This window comes from Dielma fastidiosa, assembly GCF_003475485.1.
GTDB classification, from domain to species: Bacteria; Bacillota_I; Bacilli_A; order Erysipelotrichales; family Erysipelotrichaceae; genus Dielma; species Dielma fastidiosa.
In genome coordinates, this window is sequence record NZ_QRQL01000011.1 from 28,034 (window position 1) to 42,511 (window position 14,478).

General features: G+C 39.5%; 13 protein-coding genes. 8 read left to right on the forward strand and 5 right to left on the reverse strand.

The genetic code is table 11. The features are described from left to right. Positions 1-16 precede the first annotated feature (16 nt). Entirely contained in the window at positions 17-871 is an 855-nt protein-coding gene (locus tag DWZ33_RS16200) for a metallophosphoesterase (RefSeq protein ID WP_182425799.1), read from the reverse strand. Positions 872-979: 108 nt separating this feature from the next. Here DWZ33_RS16200 and DWZ33_RS16205 point away from each other — a divergent pair, with 108 nt between their 5' ends. Beyond that, complete coding sequence (locus DWZ33_RS16205) at positions 980-1,498, forward strand: transcription repressor NadR (RefSeq protein ID WP_118455920.1); 519 nt, start codon at positions 980-982, stop codon at positions 1,496-1,498. A gap of 83 nt (positions 1,499-1,581) precedes the next feature. Then, on the forward strand, positions 1,582-2,586 hold the full coding sequence (locus DWZ33_RS16210) for a PTS sugar transporter subunit IIC (RefSeq protein WP_118455922.1): 1,005 nt from the start codon (positions 1,582-1,584) through the stop codon (positions 2,584-2,586). A 73-nt stretch (positions 2,587-2,659) separates the two neighbouring features. Here the strand turns inward: DWZ33_RS16210 and DWZ33_RS16215 are convergent, their stop codons facing one another. Further along, positions 2,660-3,490: a class I SAM-dependent methyltransferase gene (locus DWZ33_RS16215; RefSeq protein ID WP_118455924.1), complete on the reverse strand. Its 831-nt coding sequence runs from the start codon at positions 3,488-3,490 to the stop codon at positions 2,660-2,662. Positions 3,491-3,967: 477 nt separating this feature from the next. Here DWZ33_RS16215 and DWZ33_RS16220 point away from each other — a divergent pair, with 477 nt between their 5' ends. After that, on the forward strand, positions 3,968-7,438 hold the full coding sequence (locus DWZ33_RS16220; protein ID WP_118455925.1) for a hypothetical protein: 3,471 nt from the start codon (positions 3,968-3,970) through the stop codon (positions 7,436-7,438). Positions 7,439-7,504: 66 nt separating this feature from the next. Here the strand turns inward: DWZ33_RS16220 and rnjA are convergent, their stop codons facing one another. Further along, entirely contained in the window at positions 7,505-9,337 is a 1,833-nt protein-coding gene (gene rnjA, locus DWZ33_RS16225) for a ribonuclease J1 (RefSeq protein WP_118455927.1), read from the reverse strand. Positions 9,338-9,463: 126 nt separating this feature from the next. Continuing rightward, positions 9,464-10,021 carry a peptide deformylase gene (gene def, locus DWZ33_RS16230; RefSeq protein ID WP_022939534.1) on the reverse strand — a complete coding sequence of 186 codons (558 nt, stop codon included), beginning with the start codon at positions 10,019-10,021 and terminating at the stop codon, positions 9,464-9,466. A gap of 196 nt (positions 10,022-10,217) precedes the next feature. Here def and DWZ33_RS16235 point away from each other — a divergent pair, with 196 nt between their 5' ends. The 4 genes from DWZ33_RS16235 (at position 10,218) to DWZ33_RS16250 (ending at position 13,204) form a co-directional block, all read left to right on the forward strand. Next, positions 10,218-11,402, forward strand: coding sequence for an FtsW/RodA/SpoVE family cell cycle protein (locus tag DWZ33_RS16235; protein ID WP_034457516.1), 1,185 nt, complete (start codon positions 10,218-10,220; stop codon positions 11,400-11,402). 73 nt (positions 11,403-11,475) lie between these two features. Continuing rightward, positions 11,476-12,036, forward strand: coding sequence for a 16S rRNA (guanine(966)-N(2))-methyltransferase RsmD (rsmD, locus tag DWZ33_RS16240; RefSeq protein WP_118455929.1), 561 nt, complete (start codon positions 11,476-11,478; stop codon positions 12,034-12,036). Further along, entirely contained in the window at positions 12,033-12,512 is a 480-nt protein-coding gene (gene coaD / locus DWZ33_RS16245) for a pantetheine-phosphate adenylyltransferase (protein WP_022939537.1), read from the forward strand. The genes rsmD and coaD overlap by 4 nt, the downstream gene beginning before the upstream one ends. An 8-nt stretch (positions 12,513-12,520) precedes the next feature. Beyond that, positions 12,521-13,204 carry a YjjG family noncanonical pyrimidine nucleotidase gene (locus DWZ33_RS16250; protein WP_022939538.1) on the forward strand — a complete coding sequence of 228 codons (684 nt, stop codon included), beginning with the start codon at positions 12,521-12,523 and terminating at the stop codon, positions 13,202-13,204. 71 nt (positions 13,205-13,275) lie between these two features. Here DWZ33_RS16250 and DWZ33_RS16255 read toward each other — a convergent pair whose 3' ends face one another. Continuing rightward, positions 13,276-13,776, reverse strand: coding sequence for an HD domain-containing protein (locus tag DWZ33_RS16255; protein WP_118455933.1), 501 nt, complete (start codon positions 13,774-13,776; stop codon positions 13,276-13,278). Between the two features lie 130 nt (positions 13,777-13,906). Between DWZ33_RS16255 and yfcE the strand changes: the two genes are divergently transcribed. Further along, complete coding sequence (gene yfcE, locus DWZ33_RS16260) at positions 13,907-14,452, forward strand: phosphodiesterase (protein WP_022939540.1); 546 nt, start codon at positions 13,907-13,909, stop codon at positions 14,450-14,452. The last annotated feature ends 26 nt before the right edge of the window (positions 14,453-14,478 follow it).

Consider the following 14,478-nt stretch of genomic DNA (forward strand, 5'->3'; position numbering starts at 1 on the left):
GGTTCTCGCTTTTGCTTTATTTATTTGTCAGTCTGATCATGATACACTGCGGCGGGGCAAATAAACGAATATCAAAATCAGTTGTCCCCAAACCATTGCCGACAATGATGACTGTATTATTCACGGTTGTAGTGCCATGCGTATATTTTCTGGCGCCATCCTTGCGGAACAGCGGCCCAAACATCGGCAAAGCAATCTGACCGCCGTGAGAGTGTCCGGCAACCACCAGATCAATGTTGTTTAACGGCAGACTGCCCGCAAGGTCGGGCGCGTGGGTCAGTACAATCGTAAAGTTATTTGTATCAATGTTTTCCATCGCCTTATTGATGTCGGGTTTGCCGCCGATCTGTGAATCAATGCCAATCAGGTTGATTGAATGTGTGGAATCTTTATGTAACAGCACACTGGCATTGTTTAATAATTCAAAATCCGCATAATAGAAGATATTCTGCATACCTTCCTCTAATTGCCTTGAAGCATGGTCGCTTTCACCAAGCACCGCAAATTTACCATAAGGCGCTTCCAGCGTTTTAAGCAGCTGAATCAATTCTTCACGAACGGAATCATTTACGGGTACCTGATCGGGTTTATCGAATAGATCACCGGCAAATAAAATGATGTCAGGACTGGCTTGATTGATTTTTTCAATCATGGCACTCAGCCGTTCTTTATCCATGAAGGAATTATAATGAATGTCTGAAATCAGCGCGATTTTAAGATTGTTGCATTCATCAGGTATTTTATTGGAAATTACTGTCTGATTGACGATATTCACACGCTTCACGGAAACAAATGTACCGTAGAAGATCATTCCGGCAAAGATACAAGCCGCTATCAGCATAACAGATAAAATTTTTATAATTTTTTTCAAGTTGATCATCCTCATTCCTGTCTATTTTAACATAACCGCATGGATATTAAAAGTTGTAAATCAAGGTGTGAGTATGCTACACTAGAAGATGCGAAAAGAGGTAATTTTATGAATGCGAATGAACGCCGTCAGAAAATAATTGAATGCCTGAAACAAAGCCGTCAGGCTGTCAGTGCGTCTTCTCTTGCCAGTCAGCTTGATGTCAGCCGTCAGATCATTGTTGGTGATATTGCACTGCTTCGAGCTGAGGGAATCAAGATTGAAGCGACACCTAGAGGTTATCGAATGGAAGTTATCGCTGAAAGGCCCCGCCGCTGTTTTGCCTGTGTGCATGAGATTGATGATATGGCAGAGGAGCTGTACTGCATCGTTGATAATGGCGGTTATGTGGTAGATGTGATTGTGGAACATCCGATTTATGGGCAGATAATAGGTTCGCTGAGACTTGCTTCACGTTATGATGTTGATCAATTCATGCAGAAGGTAAGGGAAGCGAATGCAAGTATTCTGTCACAGCTGACAGGCGGAATTCATCTTCATACTGTTGAAGCTGAGGATGCGGCATGCTTTGAAAGAATTGAAGCGGCACTTGCTGAACAGGGATATTTAGTAAGAAAAGAACATTGACTTTCATTTTTGGAAGTGTATAATATTAGTCATGTCATGTGTCAAGACACATTGATGTGACTTTTTTTGAAAAGGGGATCTATATGAAACAAATGAGGAAATATATTGATCGATATCTGATTCAGGCAATGTCTTCAATGGCGCTTGGTTTATTTAGTTCATTGATAATTGGCTTGATCTTGTCACAGCTTGCGAAAATTAACTTCTTAAGCTTTCTGCAGCCGTTCGCGGATGTTGCGAATGCTTCTTCACCAGTCATCGGTTCAGCGATTGGTGTCGCTATTGCCTATGGGCTGAAAGTAAAGCCGCTGGTTTTATTTTCAATGTGTATAGCCGGTGCTTTTGGTTATACGGCAGGCGGACCGGTAGGGGCATATGTAGCGGCGGTCATCGGCAGTGAGATCGGTATGCTTGCGGCGGGCAAAACCAGCGTCGATATTATTGTTACACCGATTGTCAGCATTGTATCCGGTTGTCTGGCTGGTCAGCTGATTGGCCCAGCGGTATCGGCATTAATGGCTTCATTAGGAACGATTATTAATAATGCAACGCTGATGTCACCGATTCCAATGGGAATATTGATTGCGGTCGTGGTTGGGATGGTTTTGACAGCACCGATATCCTCCGCTGCTTTATGTATTATGTTAGGCCTTGATGGCTTGGCGGCCGGGGCGGCTGTGGTTGGCTGCAGCGCGCAAATGATTGGCTTCGCAGTGATGAGCTATAAGGAAAACGGCTTCGGCGGATTTATTTCCGTAGGCATCGGAACCAGTATGCTTCAATTTGCCAATATAATTCGTCATCCGCAAATTTGGATTGCGCCAACCTTGGCATCAGCTATTCTTGGCCCGATATCTACAGCGGTTTTGAAAATGAGTAATACAGCGGTGGGCGCAGGAATGGGTACCAGTGGGTTAGTCGGCCAATTTTCAGCCTTTGCGGCAGTGCCTGATGGCGGTGCAACTTTGTTGATTCAAGTCGTGCTGATGCATTTCATCCTGCCGGCGATTCTGACGCTGATCATTCATGAAATTACGATTAAGCTCGGTTGGGTAAAATCAGAATATTTAAAACTTGAAGACTTATAGCAGCGTCTGTTTAAGCTGTGATTAAAGGTTCAATGAAACTTCGTTTTAGAATTAAGACGAGGTTTTTTTAGTTTTATTTTTTTGCTAATACACAAATTGTATCACAATTATCATTATAACTATCTCCAGCCACACTGCTGAAAAAATGAATGTTTCTAAACCCAATACTTTTTAGATTATCATTTAATTCATTCAGTGTAAAAGTATGTTCCCAGACATTATAATAGGAAAATTCATTCTTGGTAGCAACTATATATTGATTTAAAAATGTATTATCTTCTTCATAACGATAAAAAGCATGTAATAATAAATATAAATCTTGATGCCAGAATCCATCCTCACATATTTCCCAATCTTTTCTTTCTTTTTCTTTGGCATATTTTAATGGAGTAAAAACATCAAATAAAAAGATTCCGCCAGGAAGAAGTGAATTATACACATCAACGGTAAGCTTCGTTCTTGCTTCATTGGATAAAACTCCAAAATCGCAAAATATCATAGTGATTAGGTGATATTTATTATTTATGTTAAGCTTAGTGTAATCGCCTTGAATATAATTGATTTTAAGGTGTTTCATACGAGCAGAGTTTCTAGCATATGTGATTGAAAGCTTAGATAAATCAATACCGGTTACGTTATATCCTTTTTTACAAAACAGTTCTGCATAGATACCCGGCCCGCAGCCTAAGTCTAACAGGGCAGGATATTTATTAGGCGGAGTAATTTCACAAATCCAATTAACTGATTTTTCTACAAAACTTAATTTTCGTGTTGCTGAATCTAGGTTTTCATCTAAATGAGCATTAAGCATATTTTTAGATATATAGGGGGTGTTCCAAATATTTTGTGGACTTGCTTCAAATAATCTAGGTTTATTTTCTAATACTTCAAATATTTTTTTCATGTGTTTTGTCCTTTCATTATAAATGACGGTAACTGCTTAAATTAAAAAAAACTGTGGGATTTCCACAGTTAAAATAAAATATATTAACATGGAAATCTAAAATAATCAGTTAAGCATAACAATAACATCTGTATAAGTGACAGATATTTTAGTTCTATGCAATTTTGATTAAATTATTTTTTCCACGTTTCACTTATGTTACTGATTATGCAACATCAAATGCGCCGGACAAAACCAACTCCTTTAAAGTTACCGCAGATAAATTATATAATAAGTAAAAATATAATGCAATGAATGCTTTATCTTTCCTTCGCTTCATAAAGTAAACGAATCATGATTCCATAAATTAACAATATCTTCATATATTTTACTTAAATCAAATTTAAAACCTATATAGTAATGAATAATTTTCTATGTTACAATAGGTACAGACTTGGGAGCATTTAATTCTAAAACATAATAAGGAGAGTTCAAAAAATGAAAAGAATTAGGAGAATTATATGTTCTTCATTTTTATGCGCGGCACTTGTAGGTTCAACATGCATTGTCAGCGCAGAAAAAGGATTTGAAGAGTCTACGGCAGTAAAAGAAATAATTAGTTTTGTAGGTTATGAAGCAGATGCAGGTCAGCCTTATCAGATTATTAGATTAAAAGAAAAAATCGCAGAAGCTGAAATTGCATTTCCACAGACACTCACAGTAAACCTAGCAGGAAAAACAGAACCTGAAACACTTGCTGTAAGCTGGCAGACTGCCGAAGACTATGCAAACTCAACGTATGATACATACATTTTTACACCTGTGTGGGATACGAGTGAATATGAGTTGGCATTTGAGAATGATATGTCCCCATTTATTGAAGTGCAGATAACACAGGGGATCGAAGAGAATTTGACAAACACAATTAATAATACATATAGTAATGTGATCACTTTAGGGACAGGAGGAACTTATGCTAATTTTAGTGCGCTGTTTGATGAACCCTCTATCCAAGGAGATGTGGTTGTTTCACTGACAAGTGATATTAATGAGACTAAAACTGCTACACCATTAATCATTCCTGAAAGGTTTACCAGTTTGACAATACAATCTAATAGCAGCGGCACACAAAGAGCGTTTAATATTAATGAAAAAAATGAATTTAGTTCGGAGGAAATGAATTCATTGTATGCGAATGGCTGTTCATTGATTATTAGTAAGGATATAGTTTTTGGTTCACCAGTTAATGAATGGAAATATAATAATGCGTCGATTTATGGCGGCGGTTACAAGGAAAATGTAACAGGTAATACTAATATTGAATTTAATGGTGTTCTTAAACAAGGTAATATTTTTGGCGGTGGATTTAACAGTAATGTAGATGGTAATACGAAGGCAACTATCGGTGGGGAAGTTTATGGTATTGTTGCTGGCGGTGGATATGCAGAAGCCGGTGAAAATGATAAAACAGCATTAACTTTGAACGCGAATGTATCTGGTTCAGCAACGATTGATATTACAAATGCCAGTCAGTATGTAAAGTATGTTCGCGGTGGTGGTGTAGCTTATCAGGCTAATGCCCAAAATGTTATGGGCAAGCATGTATTAAATGCTAATGTAGATAAGGGTGTAACAATTACGATAAATGGTGTTATCAGTAATGAAGATTTTGCAATTATTGGTGGTGGTTATGCTGAGTGCGAGCCCTTATATGAATTTCAAGCTGAGTTAAAAGCAAATGTAAGTGGCGTTATAAAACTCAATTTTGAAGACAATGCACAGGGATATAGCTACGATGACTGGGATTTTTATAATTATGGTGTCTATGGTGGTGGCTATGCTGAAAGTGTTGCAGATCAAAGCTCAAAATCAAGAAGCGTAAATGCACAAGCTATGGTAACAGGAAGCATTGAAATAATAGCAGTGAAGGATTCAATTAACCTTGATTATCAAGATGACCACCAGACTTTCCGTTGTCTCTATGGTGGTGGGTATGCATCCGGATTGGGTTCAGATGCAACTGTTACAGGGAATACAAAAATTACTACTGCAAGACCTGTTTGGGAATCAGATAGTGGTGTTTTTGGCGGTGGCTATGCAGTAAAAAGTGGCACTGCTGATGTAATTGGAACGACACATATAACAATACAAAAAATTAACGGACAATATGATTATGAAAATGCAAATGGTGTTTTTGGAGGCGGACATGCAGTTGGAAATTATGATCCAGTCATTTCAAATGAGACATTCAAACCAAGTCAGGCTAATGTAGGGAGTACAGAAATAACTATTAAAAAGGGCGCAACAATGGTTTATGGTAATACAAAACCTGGTGTAAGTATTGCAGGAGGTGGTCTTGTTGACGGCAGCGAACAGAGATTTAATAATGAATGCCCAGCAACAGCAAAAGTATTAGGTGATGTAAAAATTACAATTGAAGACAATGTTGCTCTTGCAAGCGGATTTATTGGCGGTGGCGCAGTCATAATACAGGGAAATGCGAGTGTAAGTGGTGCAGTTAATATTATACTTGGGAATAACTGCAAGATTGTAACATATGAAAACAGAAATTACATTGGTGGCGGTTATGCCTATAATTCAAACAATGGAAATTCAAATGCGATTGCCAATGTTGAAGGTGATTTAATAGCATCATTTGGCAATAATGTAATGTTTATGAAATCATTCTTTGCAGGTGGCTATTTTGAAATTGATTCTGCTAGTGGACAAGCCGATGTTAATGGTAATATTACATACATATTTGGTGGCAGTGCAAGTGTTAGCCAAAATTATACTGGCAATGGCACTATAAAATTAGAAGCCGGTAAATCATTAAGCATCGGCGGTACTGCTGCTGGTACAACTCAATTGGAAATTCAAGGTAGTCCTGCCAAAGATCAAGTATATGTTACCGTCGCAAACGGCGGCAGCGCAGAATTCATATATACTGGCAGTAATTTTAATTTAGAGAAAGAAGTATCAGGGAATACACATACATGGAAGCTTGTTGAAGCAGAAATTCCAGTAAATTCAATCAGCGGCATAACTGAGGGAAAAGAATATTTCAAAGGAGATACTTTAGCTTTTATAGCCTTGGGCAATGGTATGGAAAATAACACACCGTCTTTGAATAATAAACGCTGGCTGCCTTCAAAATGTCTTATCGATACAATAGAAATAAATTTAGATTCTGCTTATTCAGGTACGATTAACACTACCAATTTATCAACCGGCGCACATAAGCTTTCAATTACCTTTACTGAACAGCGCTATGATGGAAGTAATTGGAGCAATACAGGCCGTGATGATATCAAAGAAGTAACTTTTACATTGAAAGAAAAGAGCAGTACCCCTTCATCAGGCGGCGGCAGTTATGCACCATCAACAAAAAAAGAGGGCTTTGTAGAGAACAGCGGTAAAACTTACTATTATATTAATGGCAAACCTGCTGATAATGGTTTTATTCTCTTGGATAAGGATCAGCAGCTGGTGCAGGCGTTAAGTCCTGATCAATTCATCCAAAAGCCAACTACAGCTGATGCCGTTTATTACATTAAAGAGGATCGCACGATAGCTAAAAATGAATGGGTGGTATTAGATCAAAATGGTAATTTTGTCGATACGATGCCGCTTAATGAATTTAAAGATGCATATGGCGAGGAATACAAGCTTTATGCGGCCCGTGAAGATGGGCAGTTAGTACAGTCATGGCTGGAAGTTAACGGTGTATGGTTTTATTTCTTAGAAGATTATTCTGCCCGATATCAATATTGGCAGGCGCATTGGAATGATTGGTATTTATTTGAACATTATACTTATGTAACGAATCGCTGGCAGCCAACTTCGGAAGGCCGTTGGTATTATTTAGACAGCGAGGGAAGAATGGTCAGAAATCATTGGATTGATGGCTGCTGGATTGATGAATATGGTATTTATTGGAGTCCGATATATACACCAGAAAATGATTAATTAAATACTTAATTAAAATAAAACGATGGTCAATGAAAGCCATCGTTTTTCTTAAAAAAAGCCAGCCTATTTCTGCGGCTGACTTTCTGTATGTTTAACTTTTTTAATTGGCTGATGCTGAGCCTTAGCGGTGCGCATCTGGGCCATTTGCGCCATCGCTTCCTTTGAATTCAGGATAACCGGAATAACAATTGGATTGCGGTGCGTCTTGTTATAGAGGAATGGCTCTAACGATGAGCGAATCGTATTTTTAATTTCACCAAAGGTTGTTTTAGTTGCCATGCGTTCACGCAGTGCCGTATATACAACATTCTCCGCTTCTTTTAATAAAGTCTGCGAATCCTTAATGAAGACAAAACCTCTTGATACAATGACAGGACGGCACATAATCTTATTCACTCTTGAATCAATGCAGACAATGACTGAAACCAATCCATTATCCGCTAAGATTTTACGATCCTTCAATACCGCTGTTGATACGCCTGAAATATCATTGCCGTCAACATAGATGTCATCAGCCTGAATACGAATGCTTGATTGATATACCTGCTCATTTCTAAGCAGTAAAACATCACCGTTGGCACAAGTAAAGATATTTTCTTTAGGAATTCCAGTTTCAATCGCTGTATCCATGTGCTGTTTCAGCATTTTATATTCACCATGCACCGGCATGAAGAATTTTGGCTTAATCAGCTGAAGCATCAGCTTCTGCTCCTCCTGTGAGGCATGCCCAGTCGTATGCAGGTTATTTAAAATCGAATTTGTCAGTACATTTGCACCGGCTCTGAAGAGCTTATTAACAACCTGATTTACACTGGCACCATTGCCGGGAATCGGACTTGATGAGAAAACAACAGTATCACCGGGAATCAACTTAATATAACGATGAGTTCCTTGCGCGATGCGGCTCAAGGCGGCCAATGGCTCACCCTGACTGCCGGTACATACGATACATACCTTATCTGCCGGCATCCGATTTAATTGCTCCGGATTTAAAAAGCTGCTCTCTGAAATATTGATCGTACCAAGCTTGCGTCCGATGGTTACAATATTCTCCATAGAACGGCCAAAGATACAGACCTTACGTCCGCAGGCTACAGCGGATTCAAGAATCTGCTGAACACGATGAACGTTGCTCGCAAATGTAGCAACAATCAAACGTCCCTGAGTTTTACGGGTAATTTCTAAAATAGCCTTTGAAACAACCTTTTCTGAAATAGAGAAATCCTCAACGCCAGAGTTGGTTGAATCACTCATCAGCAGGGTAACATTACTTGCTCCCAGATAAGCCATTTTCTGATAATCGGCGTTAGTACCTACCGGCGTTAAGTCAAACTTAAAGTCACCGGTGGTTACGATACGTCCATTTGGCGTATTAATTACAACTCCCAATGAATCAGGAATTGAGTGAGTCGTATTAAAGAAACCGCAGCGGAAATGCTTCGTCACTACTGAGCTGTCCTCATTGATTTCACGAATCTTTACCTGCTTCAGCATTTTTCTTTCTTCAAGTTTACGGTTGATCAATGATACGGCAAAACGGCTTGCATAAATACAATCGATATCTACCGATTTCAGCAAGAACGGAATACCGCCGATATGATCCTCATGTCCGTGTGTAATAATTAACGTTTTTTTCTTTTGCTTATTTCTGACTAAATAATTATAATCAGGGATTACATAATCTACACCCAGAAGATTTTCCTCAGGAAAACGAACACCCGCATCGATAATCACGATGTCATCCTCGTGTTCAATACAATACATATTTTTGCCGACTTCGCCCAAGCCACCTAGCGCATACACTAAGGTGTCATTTTTTTTCGGGGCCAGTTTATTATATGGTGTTGATTGTTTTTCTGGTACTCTTCGAGGTGTCTTTATTTGCTTCTTATCCATTATAGTTAAACTCCTTTCAAAACAAAAAGACACTCTTTGCTTTTATTATTATAACATAGATTCATGAAAATAAAACTCAATTAACCAAAAAAAGACCGCTTAACTTCATAAGCAGTCCTAAATATTCTATTCAATTACTTCTGCGTCTTCAATTTCCTGCCAAGGATTTTCCTGATTGATTCGATCATAGAAGAGAACACCTTCAAAATGATCCATTTCATGCTGAAGCACGATTGCCGCGTAGCCGCTGGCTCTTAATTCAATCTCCTGATCCTGTAAAACATCATAGGCACGAACCTTGATGCGGGCATGACGCGGTACATAGCCTTCATGAACTTCTTCTACTGAAAGACAGCCTTCACCGCCTTTTAAATAAGAATCCTGTACGGAATGAGAAACAATTCTCGGATTGACAAGGCAGAAAACCTCATCCTCATCTTCTTCATAGGGAATGACGATACCTAAGATTCGTTTATGCACACCTACTTGAACAGCGGCAATACCAACAGCCGGCCGCAGTCCTTCTTTTTCACTGATTTCAGGGTCCTGGGACCGTTTTACATATTCAACAAGCGCCAGTGCCAGTTCACGATCTTCATCGCTCAGCGGCAACTGTACTTTTTCACTTTTTTGTCTGACTGAAGGATCTGTATCCTTCACAATGTCTTTTGCTTCTAATCTCATTTTATCCCTGCTTTCTTCCATATTATTTTACGTTATAATTAAAAATGACGCAAGTATTACCGCTTGTATAATCGGATTTATTCAGCCTGATCATGGTTTTTATGCTTCTTATCCTATGATTTATGATGCTTTTTGCTTGGTTGCTTTATAGGCTTAAATTGTGTAAAATGGATACGGAGGCGATTGCGTGAATTTTATGAGAATGCGTCTTACCTTTAAGATGCCTAAAAAATATGATCTTTTCATTCATATCAGTGTTATCGCCTTAATCGTAATAGGCACGCTGATGATTACATCAACCAGTGTCGGTGAAACATATAATAATGATACAGTCGTTATCAAAACCTTTATCAAACAGTTGGGATTTGTGATTTTAAGCTATCTTGCCATGGTTTTTATGGCAAATAATTTTACGATGTCAAGAGCAAAGTGGTGGTCACAGACAATTGGTGTTTTATTGCTTGGGATGCTGCTTGCTTGTTTGATGTTTGATCCCAGCGGCGGTTCAAGAGCGTGGCTGCGTTTGTCATTGCCGATGATCGGTGAGGTTACGCTGCAGCCTTCAGAGTTCTTTAAAGTATTCATGATTGTTTTAATGGCAGTGACCGTGGAAACAACACGGCGTAAGGAAAATTATTCTTGCTGGACAATTATTAAAGTGCCGGTAATTTTTATGCTCTTAGGTGTATTTTTTATCGGCTTGCAGAATGATGCCGGTTCAATCATGGTACTGGCGGTAATCTGCGGCGTCTGTTTCTTGATTCCGACGCACAAAAGTCTGCGCAAGCTTCAGCATATCTTGATGGTGCTGATTTTAATCGGCGGTATCGCATCCTTGTTTTTGCTGACCCCAGCAGGCTTAAAGGTTGTATCTAAATTGCCTTTTCTGCAGGAACATCAGCTGAGCCGTTTTATCATCGCGGACAATCCATTCAGTGATCCATTTGTGGATGGTTATCAGCTGATCAATTCACTCTATGCTTTCGCGACAGGTAAATGGACAGGTCTTGGTTTGGGTCAGTCAATTCAGAAGATGCTGTATCTGCCGGAAGCAAAAACAGATTATATTCTGGCTATCACCGTTGAAGAATTAGGCATCGGCGGTTTCCTGTATATTTTATTCTTTTATGTAATTATCATGTATCGTTTATTTTATTATGCATTTAAAGCTAAAAGCGAAGGCTATAAAATTTTGCTTGTCGGTACGGCAATTTATATGTTTGTGCATTTCCTGTTTAATGTCGGCGGCGTTACCGGTCTGCTGCCATTAACGGGTGTTCCGCTGCTCTTTATTTCGTCAGGTTCAAGCAGTCTGCTTTCAATCTGCTGTGCGGTGGGTATTTCACAGGCCGTCATAGCAAAAATGCGCAATGGCAATTAAGTTGCTGCGCATTCATGCTGACGGATAAGAAGGAAAGTGAGATAGTATAATCTATGCTGGGAGGGGAGTATTTATGCGTGTAGTTGCAGGAACACTGCGTTCAAGAAAAATAGAGGCGGTGGAGGGAATGGATACCCGGCCAACGGCTGATAAAGTGAAAGAAGCTGTATTTTCACGGATTGGGCCATATTTCCAGGGCGGTGAAATGCTTGATGTTTACAGCGGCAGCGGTAATATCGGAATTGAAGCTATCTCCCGCGGGATGGATCATGCTTGGCTGAATGATATGAGTCCGGCGGCAGCTAAAACGATTAAGCGCAATGTTGTGAATTTAAAAATTGAAGAACAGACGAAGATCACTCAGCTGTCGGCAGAGGCGCTGCTGAAGGCATGCGCGCAGGCTAATAAACAATTTGATCTGATCTATCTTGATCCGCCTTATGCTAAACAGCAGAATGAAGCGCTGATCAATCAGATATGTGCTTTATCATTAATTAAACCTGATGGTTTAATCATTATTGAAAGCCGTAAGGAAGATGAATTTGCAGAGCAGATCAGTGACATGCAGCTTGAAAAAATGGCATATTATGGCATAACTAAAATAAGCTATTATCGAAGGGAAACAATAAAATGAATCGAAAAGCAGTTTATCCGGGAACATTTGATCCCATGACGCGCGGCCATTTGAATATTATTGAAAGAGCCAGCGCAATGTATGATGAAGTCATTGTACTGATTATGTATAATGGAGTTAAGAAATGTACGTTTACCGAGCTTGAACGCAAGGAAATGATCGAAAGAGAAACTACGCATTTAAACAATGTAAAGGTTCATATCGGTCAGGGACTGACGGTTCATACAGCTTCGGCTTTAGGGGCTGAAGTGATGATCCGCGGTATCCGCGCAACCAGCGATTATGAATATGAATTACAGATTGCGACTGCGAATATGATGCTTGATCCTAAGGTAGAAACAGTCTTTTTAATGAGCCGGCCGGAGTATTCTTTTGTATCCTCTACCACGGTTAAGGAGATTGCGATGTTTCATGGTGAACTCAGCAATTTTGTTACCCCTTATGTCAGACAATGTCTGATGCAGAAATATCAATAGGAGATTCTATGAATTACGATAAATTATTATTTGACGCTGATGCGACGCTTTATGATTTTAAGGCGGCTGAAAAGCAGGCTTTTATGCTGACTATGGAAAATCATGGCTTTGATTGTTCTTTGGGCAGCTATGAGCTTTATTCTAAAATTAATGATGATATGTGGAAACGGCTGGAACGTAAAGAAATCGGGAAGGCTGAATTAAGGGTTGAACGTTTTGCGTCATATGCCGCCGCAACTCATCAGCTGATGGATGCTGAACAGATCAGTATGGAATATACAAATAATCTGGCTGAAATGGGCATCTTATTTGATGACGCGATGGCGGTGATTCAAACGGTTTCCCAAAAGATTGAATGCTCGATTGCCAGCAACGGTATTGGTTATGTACAGCGCCGCCGGTTTGCGAAATCGGGAATTGAACCTTATTTTAAACATTTATTTATCTCAGAGGAGCTGCAGGCCGAAAAACCGGACCCTAAATTCTTTAAGCGTGTTGAAGAGGTCTTAGAAATTCATGATCCGAAACGAATTTTATTTGTTGGTGATTCCTTGAGTGCGGATATTAAGGGCGGTGTGATGGCCGGCTGGACAACGGTCTGGTACAATCCTGATCACCTAAAGAATCTGAGTGAATATCAGCCGGACTATGAGATTGACAGCCTTTCTCAAGTCATTGATTTATTAAATTAAACCATGGGTTAACAGTTTCATCACTGTTAGCCTTTTTAAATAAAATCCCTGCAATTGAGTGCAGGGATTGATTAATAATTTCTTAAAAACAGATTATCCAAATATTTTAATCCGGTCTTGGTCTTGAAATAACGTTCACGATGATCGACGATTGTCTCATAGGAATAGCTTTTTTCAAACATGTTGACAAGCAGATCCGCTTCGACAAGAATTTGCAGGTCGATGTCATTGATGCGGTCATATGTATGATGATGAGCGATCAGGTAGCAGACACGGTCGATAAAATCAGCCTCATAGCCACGGTTCTTTAAGATTTTCCGGGCGATTGCCGGGCCTTCGATTTCTTGAAAGGTACCCGCTGTACTATTATATTTGTTGATACTTTCCTTAACACCGATATCGTGAAGAACGGCTGCTGCTTCAATGATTTGAAGCGTTTCTGCATTGACGTTTTCATTTTCCGCAATCGCCAGTGCAAAGCTGTATACTTTCATTGCGTGGTTGATCCGCCGCTGACTTTCTCTTTCATAGAGTATCATATCTTCTATCAATAGTCCGATTTTATGTTTCATGAAAATATCCTCCTTTTTCATTACCTTAATTATACCATCTTAAGGATGAAAAGACATCTTTTTGAATGGTCTTTTCAATGACAGTGAAGCGGCTGTCTGATATAATGGTAAAGAAAATGGAGGATTCATTATGAGATTATTAATTGCATCAGATATTCATGGCAGCGCTAAGACGTGTCAGCATCTGCTGGAGCGTTTTGAAGAACTGCAGGCAGATCAGCTGCTTTTGCTGGGTGATATGCTTTATCATGGCCCGCGCAATGAACTGCCTGATGGTTATGATCCCAAATTAACTGCTCAGCTGCTGAATGCATATAAAGATAAAATCATCGCAGTGAGAGGGAATTGTGACGGTGAAGTTGATCAGATGGTGCTGGCTTTTCCTATAACCGCTGATTATAACGTGCTTTTAATGGACGGGTATCGCATTTTTGCCAGTCACGGGCATGTTTATTCACCAGATCATCTGCCGGCATTAAAAGCGGGTGACTGCTTTCTGTTCGGTCATATTCATATCCCAACCATTAAAAGGGATAATGGCATCATGCTTTTAAATCCGGGCTCCATTACGCTGCCTAAAGGCGGCAATCCCGCTACCTATGCGGTTTTGGAAAATGATGTCTTTACGATCTATACGATGAGTGATGAAATTTTTGATCAAGTTACCCTTAAATAAAGGTACAGAAAGTTTGTTTTGTGATA